This is a genomic window from Nocardioides sp. DN36 (assembly GCF_055380375.1).
Genome location: NZ_AP043823.1, coordinates 2441793 through 2464399, shown reverse-complemented (window position 1 = coordinate 2464399; position 22607 = coordinate 2441793). Strand labels below are relative to the sequence as shown.

Annotated in this window: 21 protein-coding genes and 2 tRNA genes; 19 read left to right on the top strand and 4 right to left on the bottom strand. The window is 71.8% G+C overall.

What is annotated here, in order from left to right:
• The first annotated feature begins 53 nt into the window (after positions 1-53).
• Positions 54-653 carry a mycothiol-dependent nitroreductase Rv2466c family protein gene (locus tag ACZ43H_RS12685; RefSeq protein WP_464583251.1) on the top strand — a complete coding sequence of 200 codons (600 nt, stop codon included), beginning with the start codon at positions 54-56 and terminating at the stop codon, positions 651-653.
• Between the two features lie 129 nt (positions 654-782).
• Positions 783-2411 carry a CHAP domain-containing protein gene (locus tag ACZ43H_RS12680; protein ID WP_464583249.1) on the top strand — a complete coding sequence of 543 codons (1629 nt, stop codon included), beginning with the start codon at positions 783-785 and terminating at the stop codon, positions 2409-2411.
• Positions 2412-2417: 6 nt separating this feature from the next.
• Here ACZ43H_RS12680 and ACZ43H_RS12675 read toward each other — a convergent pair whose 3' ends face one another.
• Positions 2418-3104 (bottom strand): GOLPH3/VPS74 family protein, encoded by a 687-nt coding sequence (locus ACZ43H_RS12675; protein WP_464583247.1) that lies wholly within the window; start codon positions 3102-3104, stop codon positions 2418-2420.
• Between the two features lie 112 nt (positions 3105-3216).
• On the opposite strand from ACZ43H_RS12675, the gene metG reads away from it, so the two are divergent.
• On the top strand, positions 3217-5034 hold the full coding sequence (gene metG, locus ACZ43H_RS12670) for a methionine--tRNA ligase (protein ID WP_464583245.1): 1818 nt from the start codon (positions 3217-3219) through the stop codon (positions 5032-5034).
• On the top strand, positions 5024-5794 hold the full coding sequence (locus tag ACZ43H_RS12665) for a DUF3626 domain-containing protein (RefSeq protein WP_464583243.1): 771 nt from the start codon (positions 5024-5026) through the stop codon (positions 5792-5794). Before metG ends, ACZ43H_RS12665 begins: the two co-directional genes overlap by 11 nt.
• A gap of 7 nt (positions 5795-5801) precedes the next feature.
• Here ACZ43H_RS12665 and ACZ43H_RS12660 read toward each other — a convergent pair whose 3' ends face one another.
• Positions 5802-6161, bottom strand: a complete 360-nt coding sequence (locus ACZ43H_RS12660) for a YrdB family protein (protein ID WP_464583241.1) — start codon at positions 6159-6161, stop codon at positions 5802-5804.
• A 33-nt stretch (positions 6162-6194) separates the two neighbouring features.
• Between ACZ43H_RS12660 and ACZ43H_RS12655 the strand changes: the two genes are divergently transcribed.
• The 9 genes from ACZ43H_RS12655 (at position 6195) to ACZ43H_RS12615 (ending at position 13186) form a co-directional block, all read left to right on the top strand.
• On the top strand, positions 6195-6764 hold the full coding sequence (locus ACZ43H_RS12655; RefSeq protein WP_464583239.1) for an LURP-one-related family protein: 570 nt from the start codon (positions 6195-6197) through the stop codon (positions 6762-6764).
• 7 nt (positions 6765-6771) lie between these two features.
• Positions 6772-7653 (top strand): alpha/beta hydrolase, encoded by an 882-nt coding sequence (locus ACZ43H_RS12650; RefSeq protein WP_464583237.1) that lies wholly within the window; start codon positions 6772-6774, stop codon positions 7651-7653.
• Between the two features lie 13 nt (positions 7654-7666).
• The gene (locus tag ACZ43H_RS12645; RefSeq protein ID WP_464583235.1) at positions 7667-8188 is read left to right on the top strand and encodes a ribose-5-phosphate isomerase; all 522 of its coding nucleotides are present in this window, start codon (positions 7667-7669) and stop codon (positions 8186-8188) included.
• 6 nt (positions 8189-8194) lie between these two features.
• The gene (locus tag ACZ43H_RS12640; protein WP_464583233.1) at positions 8195-9037 is read left to right on the top strand and encodes an Fpg/Nei family DNA glycosylase; all 843 of its coding nucleotides are present in this window, start codon (positions 8195-8197) and stop codon (positions 9035-9037) included.
• 154 nt (positions 9038-9191) lie between these two features.
• Positions 9192-10181 (top strand): PP2C family protein-serine/threonine phosphatase, encoded by a 990-nt coding sequence (locus tag ACZ43H_RS12635; RefSeq protein WP_464583231.1) that lies wholly within the window; start codon positions 9192-9194, stop codon positions 10179-10181.
• Positions 10182-10297: 116 nt separating this feature from the next.
• Positions 10298-10371, top strand: a tRNA-Gly gene (locus ACZ43H_RS12630).
• 23 nt (positions 10372-10394) lie between these two features.
• A tRNA-Pro gene (locus ACZ43H_RS12625) sits at positions 10395-10467 on the top strand.
• A gap of 33 nt (positions 10468-10500) precedes the next feature.
• Positions 10501-11901, top strand: a complete 1401-nt coding sequence (tig, locus tag ACZ43H_RS12620) for a trigger factor (RefSeq protein WP_464583229.1) — start codon at positions 10501-10503, stop codon at positions 11899-11901.
• A gap of 106 nt (positions 11902-12007) precedes the next feature.
• Positions 12008-13186 (top strand): esterase/lipase family protein, encoded by a 1179-nt coding sequence (locus ACZ43H_RS12615; RefSeq protein WP_464583227.1) that lies wholly within the window; start codon positions 12008-12010, stop codon positions 13184-13186.
• Positions 13187-13210: 24 nt separating this feature from the next.
• Here the strand turns inward: ACZ43H_RS12615 and ACZ43H_RS12610 are convergent, their stop codons facing one another.
• Positions 13211-14314, bottom strand: coding sequence for a sulfite oxidase (locus ACZ43H_RS12610; protein WP_464583225.1), 1104 nt, complete (start codon positions 14312-14314; stop codon positions 13211-13213).
• A gap of 194 nt (positions 14315-14508) precedes the next feature.
• Between ACZ43H_RS12610 and ACZ43H_RS12605 the strand changes: the two genes are divergently transcribed.
• The 4 genes from ACZ43H_RS12605 to ACZ43H_RS12590 all read left to right on the top strand — a co-directional run bounded on the left by ACZ43H_RS12605 (position 14509) and on the right by ACZ43H_RS12590 (position 18205).
• Positions 14509-15114: an ATP-dependent Clp protease proteolytic subunit gene (locus ACZ43H_RS12605; RefSeq protein WP_464590811.1), complete on the top strand. Its 606-nt coding sequence runs from the start codon at positions 14509-14511 to the stop codon at positions 15112-15114.
• A 32-nt stretch (positions 15115-15146) separates the two neighbouring features.
• Positions 15147-15758, top strand: coding sequence for an ATP-dependent Clp protease proteolytic subunit (locus ACZ43H_RS12600; protein WP_379184431.1), 612 nt, complete (start codon positions 15147-15149; stop codon positions 15756-15758).
• 166 nt (positions 15759-15924) lie between these two features.
• Positions 15925-17208 (top strand): ATP-dependent Clp protease ATP-binding subunit ClpX, encoded by a 1284-nt coding sequence (clpX, locus tag ACZ43H_RS12595; protein ID WP_464583223.1) that lies wholly within the window; start codon positions 15925-15927, stop codon positions 17206-17208.
• Between the two features lie 151 nt (positions 17209-17359).
• Complete coding sequence (locus ACZ43H_RS12590) at positions 17360-18205, top strand: hypothetical protein (protein ID WP_464583221.1); 846 nt, start codon at positions 17360-17362, stop codon at positions 18203-18205.
• A 50-nt stretch (positions 18206-18255) separates the two neighbouring features.
• Here the strand turns inward: ACZ43H_RS12590 and valS are convergent, their stop codons facing one another.
• Positions 18256-20880 (bottom strand): valine--tRNA ligase, encoded by a 2625-nt coding sequence (gene valS, locus ACZ43H_RS12585; protein ID WP_464583219.1) that lies wholly within the window; start codon positions 20878-20880, stop codon positions 18256-18258.
• 79 nt (positions 20881-20959) lie between these two features.
• On the opposite strand from valS, the gene ACZ43H_RS12580 reads away from it, so the two are divergent.
• Positions 20960-21871 (top strand): GNAT family N-acetyltransferase, encoded by a 912-nt coding sequence (locus ACZ43H_RS12580; protein ID WP_464583217.1) that lies wholly within the window; start codon positions 20960-20962, stop codon positions 21869-21871.
• Positions 21872-21916: 45 nt separating this feature from the next.
• Positions 21917-22600 (top strand): Ig-like domain-containing protein, encoded by a 684-nt coding sequence (locus ACZ43H_RS12575; protein ID WP_464583215.1) that lies wholly within the window; start codon positions 21917-21919, stop codon positions 22598-22600.
• The last annotated feature ends 7 nt before the right edge of the window (positions 22601-22607 follow it).

Below are 22607 nucleotides of genomic sequence, written 5' to 3'. Positions count from 1 at the left end.
GGTCGCCACCCGATCTGGGGAATCAGGGCCGGCTCTCCGGCGTTGGGACAGTCATGACCAACGCCGACTTCTGGTTCGACCCGCGCTGCCCGTTCGCCTGGATCACGTCTCGCTGGATCCTCGAGGTGGAGAAGGTGCGTGACATCGACGTCACCTGGCACATCATGAGCCTGGCCTACCTGAACCAGGACAAGGACATCCCCGACGAGTACCGAGCCAAGCTCGCCGACGCCTGGGGCCCGGTGCGCGTGTGCATGGCCGCCGAGCAGCTGCACGGCAAGGACGCGCTCCTCCCGCTGTACACCGCGCTCGGCACCCGCCTGCACAACGAGCAGCAGGAGCAGTCGCGCGACCTGGTCGTCGCCGCCCTGGAGGAGGCCGGTCTGCCGGTGAGCCTCGCGGACGCCATGGACGACCCGTCGTACGACGAGGACATCAAGAAGTCGCACCACCTCGGCATGGACCAGGTCGGCGAGGAGGTCGGCACGCCCACCATCGCGTTCGAGGGCACGGCGTTCTTCGGCCCCGTGATGACCTCGATCCCGAAGGGCGAGGAGGCCGGCCGGATCTGGGACGCGGCCGTGGAGCTGGCTCGCTACCCCTACTTCTTCGAGCTCAAGCGCACCCGCAACCTGCCTCTCGACTTCAGCTGAGGCGCGTCGTACGGTGGACAGGAGACGACTCGTGAGTCGTCTCCTGTCACACCCGCACCGTTGGTAACGGTTCGGTAAAGATCGAAATCCATCGGCGTGTCGCTTGACGCCGGGCCCTAGGTTCCCCTCGTGCGCATCGTCCGGGGAGTCCTGCGGTCGCGAGCGAGACTGGTCCTGGTCACGCTCGCGCTGGTGCTGTCCCCGTTGGCCCTGCCCGCGGCCCCCGCCGCCGCCGACTACGTCTCCCTCTGCACCGGGTACTCCGCGTGCAAGGCGGCGGGCTACCCCAACGCCGGGTACGCAGCGAACGCGAGCCACATGTACTGGCGGATGTACGGCGGCCACAACTGCACCAACTACGCCGCCTACCGCATGGTCAAGGCCGGCATGCCCGACAGCCGCCCGTGGACCGGGAGCGGCAACGCCTCGAACTGGGGCCACGCGATGGCCTACCTGACCGACGACACCCCCATGGTCGGCTCGATCGCCTGGTGGGACGGCGGCGTCTACCCGGTCGGCAGCAACGGGCACGTCGCCTACGTCGAGGAGGTCATCTCCGACAGCGAGATCGTGATCTCCGACGACAACTGGGGCGGCGACTTCCACTGGCACCGCGTCACCAGGAGCCGGGGCTGGCCCAGCGGCTTCATCCACTTCCGGGACGCGGCGCTGCGGAACAAGCAGGTGCCCACCGTGACCGGCACCCCGCAGGTCGGCCAGACGCTGACCGCGTCGAACGGCACGTGGTCGGCCGAGCCGGAGAGCTACACCTACCAGTGGTTCGCCGACGGCCAGGCGATCAGCGGCGCCACGGAGAAGACGCTCGTCCTCGGTGCCGGGAAGCTCGGCCAGCAGATCTCCGTCCAGGTGGCGGCGACCGCGCCGGGCCTGGCCGCCGCCATCGCCAGGTCCGTCGAGACCGCCGCGGTCGCGCCCGGCGTGATCACGCCGGTGGACGAGCCGATCATCTCCGGAGACCCCCAGGTCGGCTCCGTGCTCGCCGTGAGCAAGGGCAGCTGGGCCCCGGGGTCGACCTCCAAGACGGTGCAGTGGCGGGCGGACGGCACGCCGATCGCCGGCGCCACCGGCTGGTCGCTCGAGCTGGGCCAGGAGCAGGCCGGAGCCGTCGTGACGGCCGAGGTCACGGCCACCCGCAAGGGCTACGACCCGGCCACGGTCCGCACGGCGCCGACCGGGTCGGTGCTCGGGGGCGAGGTGCGGCTGACCGCGCCGTTCACGCTGCCGGCGGAGCCGACGCTCGGCGTCCCGCTCGAGGTCGCGCCGGGCACCTACGAACCGGCGAGCGCGTCGGTCACCTACACCTGGCTGCGCGACGGCGTCGAGATCGCGGGCGCCGACGGCCCGTCGTACACGCCCGTCGAGGGCGACGTGGGCCGACACCTGTCGGTGCGCGCGGACCTGGCCCAGCCCGGCTGGAAGCCGGTCTCGCAGACGACCGACCCGACCGCCCCCGTGCACACCGTGCCCCGGCTCCAGGTCTCGGTGACTGGCCTGCGCCAGCGCGCCGAGGTGCTCGTCGCGGTCACGGCACCGGGGATCGACACGGTCCGCGGGCAGGTGACGGTGCGGGTCGGCGCGCAGACGTTGACCGTCCGCCTGCGCGACGGGATGCGCCGCGTCGTGGTGCGCGACCTGCACGGCGGGACGAAGAAGTACGTCGTCAGCTACCTCGGCAAGGGCATCGTGGACGCGGGCTCGCGCGAAGGGACCGTCGAGGTCCTCAAGAAGTCGGGCTGAGCCGACTCAGCCGGAGCCGGTCGCCCCGGCGGTGACCGCCCCCGCGGCGATCGCCGCCGTGATCGCGGCGGTGGCCGCCTGGATCGCGTCGCGGACCGCCTTGGCCGCCCACGCGCCCTCGGCGACCTCCTTCGCGCGCCTGCGGACCTCGCGCGAGGGCATCCCGGGGTGGTCGACGACCTTGTGCGCCCGGTCGATGGCGGCGAGCAGGGCGACCAGCGCCGCCGTGCGCTCGTCGGGCCGCTCGCCCTGGACGAGGACCGCCGTGAGGGCTGCGCGCAGCCGCAGCTCAGGACCGGCGTCGCGGGTCGGCCACCGCTTGTGGGGGAAGATCCCCAGCACCCGGCTGTCGCGCCGCTCGAGGATGCCGCGGTCGACGAGGCGTGCGGCCAGCCGGCCGCGCAGCCCCTTGCCGAGACGCACGACGAGGTCCTGGGCCGGACGCTCCTTCTGCGCCACCGTCGCCAGGGCCTCGCGCAGCAGCGGATCCTCCAGCTCCGCCCCGGGCTCGGCGCGGACCCGCGCGCTGCGCCAGACGCTGGTCTTCTCGGGGACCGTCACGGCGCCGACCAGCGCGAGCTCGGTCAGCAGCGCACCGCCGAGCGCGGTGTCGGCGTACGACGAGGCGGACACGGTGCCCTTCTCGTCGTCCAGCAGGAGCAGCAGCAGGTCCTCGGCGATGAGTGTCCCCATGACCGCAACGCTAGCCGTGTCCGGCGCGTTGGGACGCCCGCGGGACCGGTCGTCGGTCCGCGGTCGCAATCCGGGTCGAGCGCGTCACGGCACGACTCCTAGGATTCAGCCCATGAGTCGAGTCCTGTCCGCAGTCGCCTGGCCGTATGCGAACGGCCCGCGCCACATCGGCCACGTGGCCGGTTTCGGTGTGCCCTCCGACGTCTTCAGTCGGTACATGCGGATGGCGGGCCACGACGTCCTGATGGTCTCGGGCACCGACGAGCACGGCACCCCGATCCTGGTGGCCGCCGACACGGAGGGCGTGACCGCCCGGGAGCTGGCCGACAAGAACAACGCGATCATCGTCCAGGACCTGTACGACCTCGGGCTCTCCTACGACCTGTTCACCCGGACCACCACCGGCAACCACTACAACGTGGTGCAGGAGATGTTCCGGACGGTCCACCGCAACGGCTACATGGTGGAGCAGACGACCTTCGGCGCGATCAGCCCCTCGACCGGCCGCACCCTGCCCGACCGCTACATCGAGGGCACCTGCCCGATCTGCGGCTACAAGGACGCCCGCGGCGACCAGTGCGACAACTGCGGCAACCAGCTCGACGCGACCGACCTGATCGAGCCCCGCTCGAAGATCAACGGCGAGACACCGGAGTTCATCGAGACCCAGCACTACTTCCTCGACCTGCCGGCCCTGGCCGAGGCCCTGGGCGAGTGGCTCGACGGTCGGGAGGCGTCGGGCACCTGGCGCCCCAACGTCATCAAGTTCTCCCAGAACATCCTCGAGGAGATCCGGCCGCGGGCCATGACCCGCGACATCGACTGGGGCATCCCGGTGCCCGGGTGGGAGGGCCAGCCGACCAAGCGGCTCTACGTCTGGTTCGACGCCGTGATCGGCTACCTCTCCGCCTCCATCGAGTGGGCCCGCCGGCTGGCCCGCAGCGATGGGGGGAGCGCCGAGCGCTGGCGCGACTGGTGGAACGACCCGGAGGCCCTGTCCTACTACTTCATGGGCAAGGACAACATCGTCTTCCACAGCCAGATCTGGCCGGCCGAGCTCCTGGCGTACGACGGACTCGGCACCCGTGGTGGCGAGCCGGGCGTCTACGGCGACCTCAACCTGCCGACCGAGGTGGTGTCCTCGGAGTTCCTCACGATGGGGGACCAGCAGTTCTCCTCCAGCCGTGGCCACGTCATCTACGTCGGCGACTTCGTGTCCCGCTACGGTCCCGACGCGCTGCGCTACTACATCTGCGCGGCGGGGCCCGAGACGTCGGACGCCGCCTTCACCTGGTCGGACTTCGTGACCCGCAACAACTCCGAGCTGGTCGCCGGCTGGGGCAACCTGGTCAACCGGACCGCGACCATGATCGCGAAGAGCTTCGGCGAGATCCCGGCCGCGGGCGCCCTCGAGCCGGTCGACGAGGCGCTGCTCGCCACCGTGCGCGGCGGCTTCGACGCGGTGGGCGGCCTGATCGGGCGGCACCGGCTCCGGGCGGCGATCGCGGAGGCGATGCGGGTCGTCGGCGAGGTGAACAAGTACCTCACCGTCACCGAGCCCTACAAGATGAAGGACGAGTCGCAGCGCGAGCGGCTCGGGACCGTCCTCCACGTCGCCGCCCAGTGCGTCATCGACTGCAACACGATGCTCGCCCCCTTCCTGCCGCACGCCGCCAACCAGGTCTGGACGACGTTCGGGGGCAAGGGCGAGCTGATGCCGATGCCGCGCATCGAGCGGGTCGACGAGCTCGACCCGGAGCAGGGCGCCGGGCTGGATGCCTACCCGGTCATCACCGGCGACTACTCCGCGACGCCGGCGTGGGCGTCGCGTCCGGTCGAGGTCGGCACGCCGGTGGAGAAGCCGACGCCGATCTTCCGCAAGCTCGACCCGTCCGTGGTGGAGGAGGAGCTCGCCCGCCTTGGCGGCTGAGCTGAGCGTCACGCTCCACTTCCACCCGGACTGGCCGTTCGGGGACGGGCTGGTCATCGAGTCGCTGGCCCGCGACGGTGCCTACCGCTCGCAGTTCGAGACCGGCACGTCCAACGGTGGCCTGACCGCTCACCCCGGGGGAGACCGCTGGCGCTGGGAGAGCCGCCTGTTCGAGGGGCGGTACGACGACGGCCCGGCGGCGCAGCGACCGGTCTACGGGGCGGTCAACCACCGCCGTCGTGCCCACGGCGGGTCGGTGCGCTTCGGGTCGGCACACCTGCGGCTGCGCCCGGAGACGCTCGACCGAACGACCTTCTGCTTCCCCGACTCGGTCTTCGAGCCGCAGGCGGTCGGGGGGCGCGAGCTGCTGCCGGAGCTGGTCACGATGGCGGACTCAGCCGGGCACGACGAGCTCGACGACTACGTGGAGGCCCACGTCCACGGCGGGGTCCGGCTGGACAGGGACGTCGAGGCGGTCGTGCTCGACCCGTGCTTCGGGGAGGGTCCGGTGGCCGAGGCCGCCGCGCGGCTCGGCTGCCCGGTCGAGTGGCACCCGGGCTTCGAGGTGGCGACGGCGGGGCTCGACGAGGCCTACCGCGGTCCGCAGCCCGTCGCCCTCGCCCGCTCGCTGGGACAGGTGCTCACGCCGGACGTGATCGGCACCGCGGCCCGGTCGCGCACCCATGACCCCCAGACCCTCAAGCGGGCCTGGCACCTGCTCGCTCGCTTCGGGCAGCGGGACCCCGCCACCACCAGCTGAGCAGCGATCACCGCTGTCGCGCGCCGGCCTGCTCGGGCAGGGCCCTGATCGCAGGCAGCTGTGCCAGGCCGTTGACGACGACGGAGAAGACCAGCAGTGCCGACGCCCACCCGGGGTGCCCGGCGTCCCACAGGGCCAGCGAGGCGAGCACGAAGACCAGCGTCTTGACCACCGGTCGCACCAGGTGGCCGCCGTACGCAGCCTTGGGCGAGGCGAACAGGAACCACGCCGTCATCGCCAGCAGCGGGAGGAGCCACACCAGCAGCCAGCGCGGGCAGGCCTGCCAGCCCCAGATCCCGAACGCCGCCATCGCGAGCAGCTCGTCGAGGAACACCAGCGCGAGCACCGACCAGCCGAAGAGCACCACGTGCCCATCATGGCGGTCAGTAGGGTTCCGGCCATGACCGCCGCCATGTACCTGCCCACGTTCTACGTGCGGCAGAAGTTCGCCATGATGACGAACCGCTACAAGATCGTCGCCGCCAACCCCGACGGCAGCCCCGGCCAGCTGATGGGCCTGGCGGAGCAGAAGAAGATGGCGCTGAAGGAGCAGGTGACCTTCTTCTCCGACGACACCAAGACCCGACCGGTCTTCTCGTTCAAGGCGCGCGCGGTCATGGACCTCAGCTCGGGCTACGACATCTACGACGAGGGCGGCCAGCAGATCGGCTTCTTCCGCAAGGACTTCGCCGCCAGCCTGTTGCGCTCGACCTTCCACGTCGAGGGCCCCGGCTTCACCGGCACCGGCCAGGAGCGCAGCCAGCTCGTGGCGCTGCTGCGCCGCTTCGCCGATCTCGACTTCCTGCCCATCCACTTCGACTACGCCGACCCCGAGGGTCGACCGCTGCTCAGCGTCGAGCGCCGGGCCACCATGCGCGACCACTACACCGTCCAGGTGCCCGACCAGCGCGTGGACTTCCGGGTCGCCGCGGCCGTCGCGGTGGCCATGGACGTGCTCATGGGACGGTGACGGAGCGGTGCTGAGCCCGCAGGCCCGCGCCGCCCTGGCGGCCGTGGCCGGGCAGACGCCGGTGCACGACCCGTCGTTCGACATCGAGGGCGACCGCGCCGCCTCCCGGGCAGCAGCGGCCCTGCAGCCCAAGGAGCCGGTGGCGTCGGTGAGCGACCTTGACGCCGACGGCGTGCCCTGCCGCCTCTACGTGCCCGACGGTGCCGACGGGGTGGTCGTGCTCCTCCACGGCGGCGGCTTCGTCTTCCACGACGTCGACGTCTACGACGCCCCCGCGCGCCGGCTCGCGAACCGGTCGGGGGCGGCCGTCCTCAGCGTCGACTACCGCCGCCCTCCCGAGCACCGGTTCCCCGCGGCGCCGGACGACGTCGACACCGCGCTCGCCTGGCTGGGAGCGCACGCTGAGCAGGAGGGCCTGCGCGGCCCGGTCTTCGTGCACGGCGACAGCGCGGGCGCCAACCTCGCGCTGGTCGCCGCGCTGCGCAACCCCGGCCGGTTCGCGGCCGTCGTGCTGGTCTACCCGTTCCTGGACCCCGAGGCCGGCTACGACTCCTACCGGACAGAGGCGCACGGCATGGACGCCGCCGAGGGGGAGTGGTACTGGCAGCAGTACGCCGCCTCGGCGGACGACCTCCGGCACCCGGACCTCGCGCCGCTGCGGTCCGACCGCCTCCACACGCTGCCGCCGACCCTGGTGGTCACCGGTGAGCACGACCCGCTGCGCGACGAGGGCGAGCGCCTCGCCGCCGAGCTCGCGGAGCTCGGGGTGGACGTGGTCGGCACCCGCTACCTCGGCCAGGTGCACGGCTTCTGGCGGCACTTCCAGGTGTTCCCGCAGGCCGAGGCGCTGACCAGGCAGGTGGCCGGATTCCTCCGGAGCCACCTCTGAGAGGATGCGGGCCATGCGCGTGCACCTCGGCTCCGACCATGCCGGCCTCGACCTCAAGGACCACCTGCTCACCTGGCTCGTCGACCACGGCTACGAGGTCGTCGACCACGGCCCGTTCGTCTACGACGCCCTCGACGACTACCCGGTCTTCTGCCTGCGCGCCGCCGAGGCCGTCGCCGCGGAGCAGGCCGAGGGGCTCGACAGCCTCGGCGTGGTGATCGGCGGGTCGGGCAACGGCGAGCAGATCGCGGCCAACAAGGTCATCGGCGTCCGCTCGGCCCTGGTCTGGTCCGAGGAGACCGCCGTGCTCGCGCGCGAGCACAACGATGCCAACGTGGTCTCGGTCGGCGGCCGCCTGCACTCCCTCGACGAGATGACCCGGTTCGTCGAGGTCTTCCTGAGCACCCCGTTCACCGGGGAGGAGCGCCACGTGCGCCGGATCGGCCAGCTCGCGTCGTACGAGACGACCCGCGAGCTGCCCCCGCTGCCGGACTCCGCGCTGCAGGGGCCGAGCGCCCCCGCGGACGGCGCCTGAGCAGACGTGCCCGAGGGACACACCCTCCACCGGCTGGCCGGTGAGCTGTCGACCGCGTTCGGTGGCCGCGTGGTCCGGGCCGGCAGCCCCCAGGGTCGGTTCGAGGACTCCGCGGCGCTGATCGACGGTCACGTGCTCGAGGGAGCCGAGGCGTGGGGGAAGCACCTGTTCGTGGCCTTCCCCGACGACCGGTTCGTGCACGTGCACCTCGGCCTCTACGGCCACTTCGACGTGCACACGGCGGTCACCGAGGTCCCGCTCCCCGTGGGCCAGGTCCGGCTGCGGCTGGTCGCGGCCGACGGCGACGCGTACGCCGACCTGCGGGGCGCCACGACCTGCGAGCTGGTCACCCGCGCCCAGCGCGACGCCGTGGTCGAGCGCTCCGGCCCCGACCCGATCCGGCCGGACACGAGCTGGCGGCCGGCCTGGGAGCGGGTACGCCGCAGCCGGGCGCCGATCGGCGGGCTGCTGATGGACCAGTCGGTGATCGCCGGCGTCGGCAACGTCTACCGGGCCGAGCTGCTGTTCCGGCACCGGATGCACCCGCTGCGCCCCGGCAACACCCTGCGGATCGGGCAGTTCGAGGCGATGTGGGACGACCTGGTCGCCCTCATGGCCGAGGGGGTGCGCACCGGACGCATCGACACCGTCCGGCCCGAGCACACGCCGGAGGCGATGGGCCGTCCGGCGCGGGTCGACGACCACGGCGGCGAGGTGTACGTCTACCGCCGGACGGGCCAGCCGTGCCATGTCTGCGGTGCCGCGATCCGCACCGAGGAGCTGCTCGGCCGGAATCTGTTCTGGTGCCCGCGTTGCCAGCCTCGGTTCCGCTCGCGAGCCGTACAGTGAGTCGACCCGAACGACCGAGGACCGAGGACCGATGACCGCTCTGCGTGATACGAGCCCGCCGGCGCGACCGGCGCGGCCCTCGAGCGCGCGCCGCGCCTGGACGAACGTCTGGCGTCGCGGAGGCCCCCGCCAGAACCGCGAGATCGTGTCCCTGGTGGTCGGCACCATCCTCGTCGCGACCGCGATCATCACCTGGCCGATGGTGATGCCGCTGAGCGCGCTGATCGTCCCGCTGCTGCTCGGGAGCCTGTTGCTCGGGCCCCGCCAGCTGCCCTGGTTCGTGGTGTTCGTGCTGGTCATGCTGATGCTGACCCTCGGTCGTCAGAGCCCGATCACGCCGCGCACCGTCGCGGCGGTCGCGATCCTGTTCCTGCTCAGCTTCATCATCCTGCTGACCAGCTTCCGCCGGTCGCGGCTCGGGGTCGCCGGTGCGCTCGGGGAGTCGATGCTGGTCGACCTCCGCGACCGGATCCTGGGCCAGGGCGGCATCCCGGAGCTGCCCGAGGGGTGGTACGCCGAGTCCGCCCTCAGGTCCGCCGGAGGGACGCCGTTCGCCGGTGACTTCATCGTGGCCACCGGTGCCCGGGACGGGAACCGCCTCGAGGTCGCGTTGGTCGACGTCTCCGGGAAGGGCGAGGACGCCGGCACCCGTGCCCTGCTCCTGTCGGGCGCCTTCGGAGGCCTGCTCACCGCCCTGCCCTCCGAGCGGTTCCTGCCGTCCGCCAACGACTACCTGCTCCGCCAGCAGTGGGACGAGGGGTTCGCCACGGCGATCCACCTCTCCCTGGACCTGGTGTCGGGCGCCTTCGAGATCCGGACCGCGGGGCACCCGCCGGCCGTGCAGCTCGCCGCCGGCTCGGGCCGCTGGACGGTCCTCGAGACCACCGGCCCCGTCCTCGGGCTGATCGAGGACGCGGACTTCCCCTCCGTGGCGGGGACGCTGCGCCACGGCGACGCGCTCATGCTCTACACCGACGGCATGGTGGAGACCCGGAGCCGGGACATCGGGCTGGGCATCGACCGGATGGTCGGCCAGGCCGAGCGGCTGCTGCGCGGCACCTTCGACGGGGGAGCCGCCCGGCTGGTGGACACCCTCGGCTCCCAGAACGACGACCGGGCGCTGCTGCTGGTCCACCGGCGCTGAGCGCCGGACCGGCCGGCCGCCCGCTGGGTGCGCCTCGGTTGGGGAGCTCGGGTCGCCGTGTGGCACGATGACACCCGCGGACTCCCACCCCACACCCGTCGGGTGGATCTGCGCGCGCGGATGTAGCTCAATGGTAGAGCCCCAGTCTTCCAAACTGGCTACGCGGGTTCGATTCCCGTCATCCGCTCCAAGGAGCCTCTCGGGGCAACTTGGCGGGGCGTAGCGTAGTGGCTAGCGCGCCTGCTTTGGGAGCAGGAGATCGCAGGTTCGAGTCCTGTCGCCCCGACGCACAACCGGAACCCAGATGAGGAGACAACCTGTGAAGAGCGCCGTCGAGACCTTGAGCCCGACCAGGGCCAAGCTGACCGTCGAGGTGCCCTTCGAGGAGCTCAAGCCGAGCCTCGACGCGGCGTACAAGAAGATTGCCCAGCAGATCAACATCCCCGGCTTCCGCCGCGGCAAGGTGCCCCCGATGGTCATCGACCGTCAGGTCGGGCGCGGCGCGGTGCTCGACCAGGCGATCAACGACGTGCTCCCGCAGAAGTACGTCGAGGCGCTGCAGGAGAACTCCCTCCAGCCGCTGGCGCAGCCCGACATCGAGGTGACCAAGTTCGAGGACAACGAGACCCTCGAGTTCACCGCCGAGGTCGACATCCGTCCCGAGATCACCGTGCCCGACTACGAGGGCCTCGAGGCCGAGGTCGAGGACGTCGAGGTGACCGACGAGGACGTCGAGGAGCAGGTCAAGGCGCTGCGTGAGCGCTTCGCGACCCTCACCGACGTCGAGCGCGCCGCCGCTGACGGCGACTTCGTCGTGATCGACCTCAAGGCCACCAAGGACGGCGAGGTGCTCGAGGGCGCCGAGGTCGCCGGGATGAGCTACCAGGTCGGGCGCGGCGGCATGCTCGACGGCCTCGACGAGGCCCTGACCGGCATGAAGGCCGGCGACGAGACGACCTTCTCCTCCCAGCTCGTCGGTGGCGACCTGGTCGGCGAGGAGGTCGAGGTCACCGTGGCCGTCACCCAGGTCCAGGAGCAGGAGCTGCCGGAGTTCGACGACGAGTTCGCCCAGCTCGCCTCGGAGTTCGACACCGCCGAGGAGCTGGAGGCCGACGTGCGCGAGCGCCTGGGCCGCGGCAAGCGTCTCGAGCAGGCCGCCGCCGCGCGCGACGCCGTGCTGGAGGCCCTGCTCGAGAAGGTGGAGGTGCCGCTGCCGGAGACGATGGTCACCGACGAGCTGAACGCCCGCCGCCAGAACATCGAGCAGCAGCTGGCCTTCGCCGGCATCACGATGGAGAAGTACCTCGAGGACGAGAAGCAGACCGTCGAGGAGTTCGAGGCGGAGCTCGAGCGCCGCGTCCGTGACGCCGTCGCCGCGCAGTTCGTCCTCGACGAGATCGCGAAGAAGCAGGAGCTCGGCGTCGAGCAGAACGAGCTCTCGCAGCACCTGGTCCGCCGTGCCCAGCAGTCCGGCCAGGACCCGCAGGAGTTCGCGAACCACATGTTCGAGCACAACCACATCCCCGACCTCGTGCAGGAGATCCTGCGCGGCAAGGCGCTCGCCAGGATCGTGGAGTCCGCGGTCGTCAAGGACGCCTCGGGCAACGTGGTCGAGCTGAAGAACCTCCGTCCGGACGGCACCATCGGCGAGCCCGAGGCCGAGCAGGAGGCCGACGAGGCCCCCGCCGCCGAGGCCGAGGAGTCCTCCGAGGACGCCTGACCCGCACCGTCACGTCGACCCGCCCGCCTCACCGGCCGGCGGGTCGTCGTGCTTTCGGCGGCGTTTTGGGTGTACAACTGTGCACCGGGCGGCGTATGGTCGGGCGATGACCACCAGCACCCGCGCGGGAGGGCCGGGCGTCCTCGACGCGCTCTCCCTGCTGTCCGAGGTCGCCGACGAGCTGCTCGTGCGGACCGTCCGCGACACCCACTACGCGTGGTCGGACCGCGTCCACGGCCTCACCCGCCGTGTGGGCGGGGACACCGCGGCCGTGCCGGAGCTGGCCCACCGGGGCATCGCCGCTGCGGTGTACGGCGGCCTGTCACTGGGCCTGCGCGCCGCCACCCGGGGCCTGGACGCGGTCGCCGCGACGGGCGTCGGGCCGCGGCTCGAGGGCCGGCCCGAGGGCCGCTTCCTGAGCTCGGCGGTCAACGGGCTGATCGGCGACCGGCTGGTCCGGGAGCGCCCCCGGCTGGCCATCCCGATGGCCGTGCGCGACCGGGGGCGCGACGTGCCCCTCACCGCGGACGGGCTGGCCGCGGCCTTCCCCGCGGCGTCCGGCCGGGTCGTGGTCCTGCTCCACGGCCTGTGCGAGAACGAGTCCCACTGGGACCGCGGTCGCGAGCAGCACGGCACGACGTACGCCGAGGCGCTGGCGGCCCGGGGCTGGACCCCGGTCCTCCTGCGCGCCAACACCGGGCTGGGGCTGCGCGAGAACGGCGCGGCGCTCTCCTCGCTGCTGCAGCACCTGGTCGAGGGCTGGCCGGTGCCGGTGCACCGGATCGCGCTCGTCGGCCACTCCATGGGCGGCCTGGTGATGCGCGCCGCCGGCGCGGTGGCCGGCGCGGTGGAACGTCCGTGGCGGGACCTGGTCTCCGACGTGGTCACGCTCGGCACGCCCCACCTCGGCTCCCCCATCGCCCGCGGGGTCGGGCGCGGCAGCCGCGGGCTGTCGCGGCTGCCGGAGACGTCGGCCTTCGGGCGGATCCTGGACTGGCGCTCGGTCGGGGTGCACGACCTGGTCGAGGGGCTGGCCGAGGACGTTCCTCCGCTGCCGCACGCGCGGTACCGGCTGGTGGCTGCGACGCTGACCCGCTCGCCGCGACACCCGGTGGGTCACGTCGTGGGCGACCTGCTCGTCCGGCCACCCTCGGCGTACGGCCGGGACCGGTGGGGAGGCGAGCTCTTCCCCGGTGCCGACGTGCTGCACGTCGGGCGCACCGACCACTTCGGGCTGCTCAACCACCCCGACGTGCACCGGGCGCTCGAGGCGTGGCTGTCCTGAGGCAGGGTCTGCTCGGGCCGGGCGTCAGTCGTCGAGGACCAGGCAGGGGACCGGCTGGTCGGCGTTGTTGGTGAAGCCGCCCCGGTTCCAGACGGGCTCGGTGCTCTGGACACGACCGGTGGTGTCGTGCGCCCTGACCCGCAGGGAGTGCTCGCCCGGCGCCGCGTCCCAGGTCGCGGTGAACCCCCGCCAGGCCCAGCGTCCGGCGTCCGGACCCAGCGTCGCCTCGTCCCAGGTGGCGCCGTCGTCGGTGCTCACCTCGACCCGGTCCACGGGTCCCCAGCCGGACCAGGCACGGCCCTCGAGGGCCACGCGCCCGGGTCTGAGCACCCGCGCGCGGGTCATGAAGTCGGGGAACCCCGGCGGCACCAGCAGCGCCCGCGGCTCGATCCACGTCACCGGCACGCCCGGGTCGTCGACGTGCTGCTTCACCCGGTAGGCGTGGTGCTGGTAGCCGTCGAACTCCTCGCCCGAGACCGTCACGGACGCCAGCCACTTCACCGACGCCATGCCGTACCACCCCGGGACCACGAGGCGGGCGGGGAAGCCGTGCTGCGGCGGCAGTGCCGAGCCGTTCATCTCGTAGGCGACCAGCACGTCCTCACGGCGGGCCTCGGCCAGGGAGAGCCCGCGCTGGTAGTCCTGCTCCACGCCGCGCTCGATCCCGTGGTCGAGGCCGGTGAAGACCACGTCGACCGCGTCCTCGGACACCCCGGCCCGGTCGAGCAGGTCGGAGAGCCGGACGCCGGTCCAGTCGGCGGTGCCCACGGCGCCGTTGAGCCAGGGCTGGCTCACCGGGCGGGGTTCGAGGGCGGCCCGGCCGTTGCCGGCGCACTCCAGGGTGGCGCGCACGGTGTGCCGGGGGAGCGAGGCCAGGGTGGCCAGGTCCAGGCCGAGGGGCCGGTCGACGAGCCCGTCGACGGTGAGCTCCCAGGCGGTGGGGTCGACGTGGGGGATGTCGTAGTGGGTCAGCACGTAGTGGAGCCCCGGCGGGGTCACGTCACGGCGCAGCGCCTCGAGCGGCAGGGCATGGTTGCGCGAGGCGAGGTGCAGCTCGTCGGGCCCGATGCCCTCGCCGGGCTCCGCGACCCGCGAGGCCGCGCTGATCTCCTCCAGTGACGGTGCCATGTGCCCTCCCGGTCAGCCCGATGCGGCGAGCGTACGCCGGGGCGGCCGGCCCCGGCGGCCGGCGAGGCGGCGACCCGGGGCGCCGGTGAAATCTGCTGTCGGCGAACAGGGGCGGTCAAGCCGTGGAACTGTCCGTGCTTGCGGCTAGGGTCGCTGTCGTGACCCAGAATCCCAGCCCCAGTCTCGCGCCCCAGATGAACGGGGCGGCGGGCTTCAACGTCCTCGACGACCACATCTACCAGCGCCTGCTGCGTGAGCGGATCATCTTCCTCGGCTCCGAGGTCCGTGACCAGAACGCCAACGCCATCTGCGCCCAGCTGCTGCTGCTCTCGGCCGAGGACCCCGAGGCCGACATCTTCCTGCACATCAACAGCCCCGGTGGCTCGGTCGACGCGGGCATGGCGATCTACGACACCATGAACTACATCCCCAACGACGTCGCCACGGTCGGCATGGGCCTGGCGGCCTCGATGGGCCAGTTCCTGCTCTGCGCCGGCACCAAGGGCAAGCGCTACGCCCTGCCCCACGCCCGCATCATGATGCACCAGCCTTCCTCGGGCATGGGCGGCTCGGCCTCGGACATCAAGATCCAGGCGCAGCAGTCGCTGCACATCAAGAAGGTGCTCCTCGACCTCATCGCCGAGCACACCGGCCAGCCGATCGAGCAGGTCGTGGCCGACGCGGACCGCGACCGTTGGTTCACCGCCGACCAGGCGCTGGAGTACGGCCTGGTCGACCAGGTCATCAAGAGCGCGCGCGACGCCGCCGACCACGGCCGCCCGGCCCACGAGAAGGACTGAACGCCATGACCACCCCTGACCTGAGCCCCTCGATGAACTACTACATCCCGCAGTGGGAGGAGCGCACGTCGTACGGCTTCCGCCGCATCGACCCCTACGCCAAGCTCTTCGAGGACCGCATCATCTACCTCGGCACGCCGATCTCCGACGACGTGGCGAACGCCGTCATCGCGCAGCTGCTGTGCCTGCAGTCGATGAACCCCGACCAGGACATCAGCATCTACATCAACAGCCCCGGCGGCTCGTTCACCGCGCTGACGGCGATCTACGACACGATGAAGTTCATCAAGCCCGACGTGCAGACGGTGTGCATCGGGCAGGCGGCGTCCGCGGCGGCGATCCTGCTCGCGGCCGGCACGGCCGGCAAGCGGCTCGCGCTGCCCAACAGCCGGATCCTCATCCACCAGCCCTACACCGAGGGCACCTTCGGCCAGACCTCGGACATCGAGATCCAGGCCAACGAGATCCTGCGGATGCGCGAGCTGCTCGAGAAGATGATCAGCGACCACAGCGGTCGCAGCATCGAGCAGGTCAGCCGCGACATCGAGCGTGACAAGATCCTGACCGCCGAGGGCGCCGTCGAGTACGGCCTCATCGACGCGGTGCTCGAGTCCCTCAAGGGCACGCCGGCCGTGACCGGCTGACGTACCCCTCATGGCGGGAACCTCGTGTCCCGCCCCCGTCCGGGGGCGGCACGGGGTACCGTCGAGGGGCGCCGGTCACCGGCGCTCCCGCACCACCTTGATCAACCAGTCTCGATGTAGGACTGCCGGCGGACCCTCTGCCGGCCGAACCGGAGGATGACCGCCCGTGGCACGTATCGGTGACGGAGGGGACCTGCTCAAGTGTTCCTTCTGCGGGAAGAGCCAGAAGCAGGTCAAGAAGCTCATCGCGGGCCCCGGTGTCTACATCTGTGACGAGTGCATCGACCTGTGCAACGAGATCATCGAGGAGGAGCTCAGCGAGGGCGCCGAGGTCAGCCTCGACGAGCTGCCGAAGCCCCGCGAGATCTTCGAGTTCCTGAACTCCTACGTGATCGGCCAGGAGCAGGCCAAGAAGTCGCTCGCCGTCGCGGTCTACAACCACTACAAGCGCGTCCAGGCAGGCCTCCAGCCCATCGCGGGCAAGCACAGCAAGGAGGAGTCGGTCGAGGTCGCGAAGTCCAACATCCTCGTGATCGGCCCGACCGGCTGCGGCAAGACCTACCTCGCGCAGACGCTGGCCCGGATGCTCAACGTCCCGTTCGCCATCGCCGACGCCACCGCGCTCACCGAGGCCGGCTACGTCGGTGAGGACGTCGAGAACATCCTGCTCAAGCTGATCCAGGCCGCCGACTACGACGTCAAGAAGGCCGAGACCGGCATCATCTACATCGACGAGATCGACAAGGTGGCCCGCAAGGCCGAGAACCCGTCGATCACCCGGGACGTCTCCGGTGAGGGCGTGCAGCAGGCACTGCTGAAGATCATCGAGGGCACGACCGCCTCGGTGCCTCCGCAGGGTGGCCGCAAGCACCCCCACCAGGAGTTCATCCAGATCGACACCACGAACATCCTGTTCGTCGTCGGCGGTGCCTTCGCCGGGCTCGAGCACATCGTCGAGCAGCGGGTCGGCAAGAAGACCCTCGGCTTCACCGCCGAGGTGCGCGGCGCCGCCGAGCGCGACGCCGACGACCTGCTCGCGCTGGTGCGCCCCGAGGACCTGACGAAGTTCGGCCTGATCCCCGAGTTCATCGGGCGGCTGCCGCTGATCGCCAGCGTCTCCAAGCTGGACCAGGAGGCCCTGGTCCAGATCCTGACCGAGCCCCGCAACGCCCTGGTCAAGCAGTACCAGAAGCTCTTCGAGCTCGACGGCGTCGAGCTGGAGTTCAGCGAGGACGCGATCGCGGCGATCGCCGACAAGGCACTCGAGCGGGGGACCGGCGCCCGCGGACTGCGCGCCATCATCGAGGAGGTCCTTCTCCACGTGATGTACGACGTGCCCTCGCGCGGCGACGTCGCCAAGGTCATCGTGACCGGCGAGGTCGTCACCGACGACGTGGCGCCCACGCTGGTCCCGCGCGAGTCCGAGGCGAAGAAGAAGAAGTCCGCCTGACCCGCAAGCGCCCCGGCCGGACCAGATCGGACTAGTCATATCGGACTAGTCCGATTGGGGTAATCGGGCCATTCAATCCTCGGGTTCACTCCGATTGACTTGGGGCGGGCCGCTGCCTGCCCACCTGCACGTCCGACGAGGGAACCCCACCATGAGCGCCGACCACAAGCGACCGCTGCTCGCGTTCGTCATCGTGGCACTGCTGTGCGCCCTCATCATCGCCGACAGCATCCGCAGCCAGGCGGTCGTGGGCTACCTGCGTGCCGGCGCGGTGCGTGTCGTCCAGGGGGTCGAGCTCACGCCGCTTCCGACGGGACACCACGTCGTGCGCGCTCCCGTCGCGTCCGCGCCGGTCCCGACCGAGCCGCCGTCGGTCCCCGTGGTCGTGCCGGTCGCGCCCGCAGGCGCGGGCCGGACCCCGCAGTCGGGGCCGTCCGGGCAGCCGGCAGGCCACGCTGCCGACGTGGGCAACGACCACGGGGCGGCAGCGGCGGCCGGAGCCCAGCCCCAGGGCCACGCCCAGGGCCAGTCAGCCGCGAACGCCTCGCCCGGCCACTCCTCGCCCGGCCACTCCTCGCCCGGCCACTCCTCGCCCGGCCAGCAGGCGGGCCCGGGAAACGCCCCCCTGACCACCGGCACCAGCGGTGACGGTTGGACGGGACCCGGGACGCAGTACGCGACCCACGACTCGAGCCACCTCGTCAACAGCCCGGTCGGCGAGCCCACGGCGGAGACCGGCCACGTCGACGGTCCGTGGTCGCAGGGCGGGCACGCACCCTCCTCCGACCCCTCGCCGGGTCCCGGGTCGAGCCCGGGCGGTCCTGCGGGCGGGCCTGCCGCCCAGTGGCACACGTGGACCGGTCAGGTCCACCAGGCTCCGGGACAGGGGCACGGACACCACGGGCACGGCAAGCACGGGCACGGCCACAGCAAGCACGGCCACGGCCACAGCAAGCACGGCCACGGCCACAGCAAGCACGGCCACGGCCGGCACTGAGGTCGATCCGCACCGAGGCCCGGCGACCGGGCCCCGGTGCGTTCGCGTGATCAGGCCTGCGGGACCTCGGCCAGCTGCGCGTCGACGCTGATCTGCTCGGCGTCGGGCACGACGGTGAAGACCAGCTCGCCGGTGATCCGGCCGGTCTTGCGCAGGTCGTCGGCAGCCTGCTCGGCCGCCCGGACGAGCGCCTCGGGGCCGGTCACCTCGACGCGGGACAGCTCGGCCCGCATCGACACCTTCGCCTGGGACTTCGCGCCACGGATGCCGATCAGCGCGGCGGCGACGGCGTCCACGAGGGCCGGGTCGGCCGCCGCGGCGGAGCCGAGGTCGAGCTCGGTCGGCCAGGGCGCCCGGTGGATCGAGCCCTCCTGCCACCACGACCAGACCTCCTCGGTCACGTAGGGCAGGAACGGCGCCAGCAGTCGCAGCTGCACCTGGAGGGCGAGCGCGAGGGTGGCCCGGGCCGAGTCGGTGGCCGCCCCGCAGTCGGCGGCGTAGGCACGCTCCTTGACCAGCTCGAGGTAGTCGTCGCAGAACTCCCAGAAGAACTTCTCGACCGTCTCCAGCGCCGTCGTGTAGTCGTAGGCCTCGAAGGCCTCCGTGGCCTTGCTGATGACGTTGGCCAGGCGCCCGAGCAGCGCGCAGTCGAGGGGCTCGGAGACCTGGTAGGGGTTCAGCTCGGTCGCGCCGACGCCGCCGAGGACGAACTTCGAGGCGTTGAGGACCTTCATGGCCAGCCGGCGGCCGACCTTCATCTGGGTCTCGTCGAAGGGCGAGTCCAGGCCCGGTCGCGCCATCGCCGCACGCCAGCGGACCGCGTCGGCGCCGTACTTGTCGAGGATGTCGGTCGGGACCACGACGTTGCCCTTGGACTTCGACATCTTCTTGCGGTCCGGGTCGAGGATGAAGCCCGACACGAGGGCGTGGGACCACGGTGCGGCGTGGTTCTCGTACTGCGCCCGGACGACGCGGGAGAACAGCCAGGTACGGATGATGTCGTGCGCCTGGGTGCACAGGTCCATCGGGAAGACCCGCTGCCACAGGTCGTCGTCGGACTCCCAGCCGCCGGCGATCTGCGGGGTGAGGGACGAGGTCGCCCAGGTGTCCATCACGTCGGGGTCGCCGATGAAGCCGTTCGGCTTGCCACGCTGGTCCTCGGTGAACCCGTGGGGGGCGCGGGTGGACGGGTCGATCGGGAGCTCGTCCTCGCTGGGGAGGAGCGGGTGGTCGTAGTCGGGCTCGCCATCGGCGTCGAGGGGGTACCAGACCGGGAACGGGATGCCGAAGAACCGCTGCCGGGAGATCAGCCAGTCGCCGTTGAGGCCGCCGACCCAGTTGTCGTAGCGGTGCTTCATGTGGGCGGGGATCCACTGGATCTCGCTGCCCCGGTCGAGCATCTCGCCCCGGACCGCGGCGTCGCGGCCGCCGTTGCGGATGTACCACTGGCGGGTGGCGACGATCTCGAGCGGCTTGTCGCCCTTCTCGTAGAAGTTCGTCATCCGCTGGGTCGGCTGCGGGTCGCCCTCCAGGTCGCCGCTCTCGCGGAGCAGCCCGACCATGGCCTCGCGGGCCGAGAAGGCGGTCTTGCCGGCAAGCTGGGCGTACGCCGCGGTTGCGGCCTCGCCCGACCCGGCGATCCACTCCGGCGTCTCCCGGGCGATGCGGCCGTCGCGGCCGATGACCGTGCGGACGGGCAGGTCGAGCTCGCGCCACCAGGTGACGTCGGTGAGGTCGCCGAAGGTGCAGCACATGGCGATGCCGGCGCCCTTGTCCATCTCGGCCGCCGGGTGGGCGAGGACCGGGATCTGCACGCCGAAGACCGGGCTGGTCACCGTCGTGCCGAACAGCGGCTGGTAGCGCTCGTCGTCGGGGTGCGCGATGAGTGCGACCACGCTCGGGATCAGCTCGGGCCGGGTGGTCTCGATCGCGACCGTCCCGCCGTCGGGCCGGTGGAAGTGGACGCGGTGGTAGGCGCCGGCGTACTCCCGCGCCTCGAGCTCGGCCTGGGCGACCGCGGTCTGGAAGGTGACGTCCCAGAGGGTCGGCGCCTCCTGGAGGTAGGCCTCACCGCGGGCGAAGTTGCGCAGGAATGCCCGCTGGCTGACGGTCTGGGCCTTGGCGCCGATCGTCGTGTAGTGCTGCTTCCAGTCGACCGAGAGGCCGAGCGTGCGCCACAGCTGCTCGAAGACGACCTCGTCCTGGACGACGAGCTGCTCGCAGAGCTCGATGAAGTTCGGGCGGCTGATCGGGACCTGCTTCTTCGGGTCCGGCTTCTCCGGCGGCGTGAAGTCCTCGACGTAGGGCAGGCTCGGGTCGCAGCGCACGCCGAAGTAGTTCTGGACGCGACGCTCGGTGGGGAGGCCGTTGTCGTCCCAGCCCATCGGGTAGAAGACGGACTTCCCCCGCATCCGCTGGAAGCGGGCGATCAGGTCGGTGTGGGTGTAGGAGAAGACGTGCCCGACGTGCAGGCTGCCGCTCACGGTGGGCGGCGGGGTGTCGATCGAGTAGACGTTCTCGCGCGGCTGGGTGCGGTCGAAGGCGTAGGTGTCGTCGTCCTTCCACCGCTCGCTCCAGGTGGCCTCGAGCCCCTCGAGCGCAGGCTTGTCCGGTACGACGACGGCACGCTGGTCGGTGCTCGTCGCGGTCGGGGCCTGGGGCTGGGTCTCGGTCATGGGCGAAATCCTAGGGCGCGGGGCACCACCCCCGGAAACCGGTTGTGACTGCCGGGGTCCCCCCGCCTACCCTCCGGCCATGCGCGACGCGACGCACGACGACGGCCTCGAGGTGGTCATCACCGAGGACCCGGGGGAGTTCCTGGCCCTCGCCGAGCAGCACCTGGCCCTCGACCCGGTGGTCACCACGGTCGTCTCGACGGTGACCCACCGCGCGCTGGACCAGGTCGGGCGGGGCGTGCCCGCGCCGGACCATCCGCGCTGGTGGGCCGTCGTGCGGGACGGCGGCGGCACGGTCCTCGGCGCGGCCATGCGCACGGCGCCGTTCGCGCCGTACCCGCTCTTCGTGCTGGGTATGGCCGACGAGGCGGCGATCGCGCTCGCCCGGGCCGTGCACGCGCGCGGCGAGGTCGTCGGCGGCGCCAACGGGGTGCTGCCGGCCACCCGGGTCGTGGCCGAGGAGGCCGCCCGGCTGCAGGGTCGACGCACGTCGGTGTGGGAGCACACACGGCTCTTCGAGCTCGGCGACCTCGTGGAGCCCGCGCCGGTGCGCGGCGGCATCCGGGCGGCGACCGACGCCGACACCGACCTGTGCCTGCACTGGTTCCAGGCCTTCGCCGCCGATGCCGCCGAGCAGGCGGGACGGGAGCACGAGGAGGGTGCGGGGGAGTACTTCACCCGCGAGGACATGGTCGAGCGGGTCGGTAAGGGCCGGGTCTGGCTCTGGGAGGTCGACGGGGAACCCGTGCACCTGACCGGCTTCAACCCTCCGAGCTTCGGGGTGGCGCGGGTCGGTCCGGTCTACACGCCGCGCGAGCATCGGGGACGCGGCTACGCGAGCGCGGCGGTCGCGGCCGTCTCCCGGCGGCTGCTCGACGAGGGCGCCCGGGTCTGCCTCTTCACCGACCAGGCCAATCCCACGTCGAACAGGATCTACCAGTCGCTGGGCTACCGCCCGGTCGTGGACATGGCGAACCTGCGGGTCGGTTGAGGCCATTCGGCCGCATCGTCGTTCCTCCGCGGCTACCGTCCCGGCATGGGCTCTCGATGGCGCGCGCGTTGGATCCTGGTCGGCACGGTGGCGCTCGTCGCGACGTCCTTCCAGGCGGCGGGGGCGACCGAACCGACGCCGATGACCACCTCGGACGTGAGCTCGAGGTGGGACGGGGTCGCCCGGTTCGTCGCGAGTGACCTGCCCGACGACGCCACCGGGACGGTGACCTTTGCCCTCGACAGCGGCGAGGTGTGCTCCGGTGAGGTGACCGGGGGAGTCGCCGCGTGCTCGTCGGTCACGCCACCGGAGGTCGGGAGCCACGCCGTGTCCGCGGTGTACTCCGGAGACGAGACGTACGCCGGCGCGACCACGAGCCTGCAGTGGACCGTCACCAAGGCGGTCCGGCAGCTCTGGGTGCGCTCACCGGACCGGGTGGTGGTCGGTGGCCGGGCCCTGCTGCGCGCGCGACTGGTGACGGTTCGCCCGTGCGGGCCGTACGGAGCGTGCCGGACGAGCCAGGACGAGGGCGTGGTGGTCTGGAGGGTGGTCCGCGCGAAGGGCGGCGTGGTCCTCCGGCACCGCAGCGTTGTCGAGGACGGGGAGGCGCGGTTCCGCACCCCCCGGCTGCCCCGAAGGGGCGTCTACGCCATCAAGGTGTCCTACGACGGAGGCCGCCTCTACCACGACGCGGACGCCCGCACCGAGCTGCGGGTCACCCGTAGCTGACCGCGGC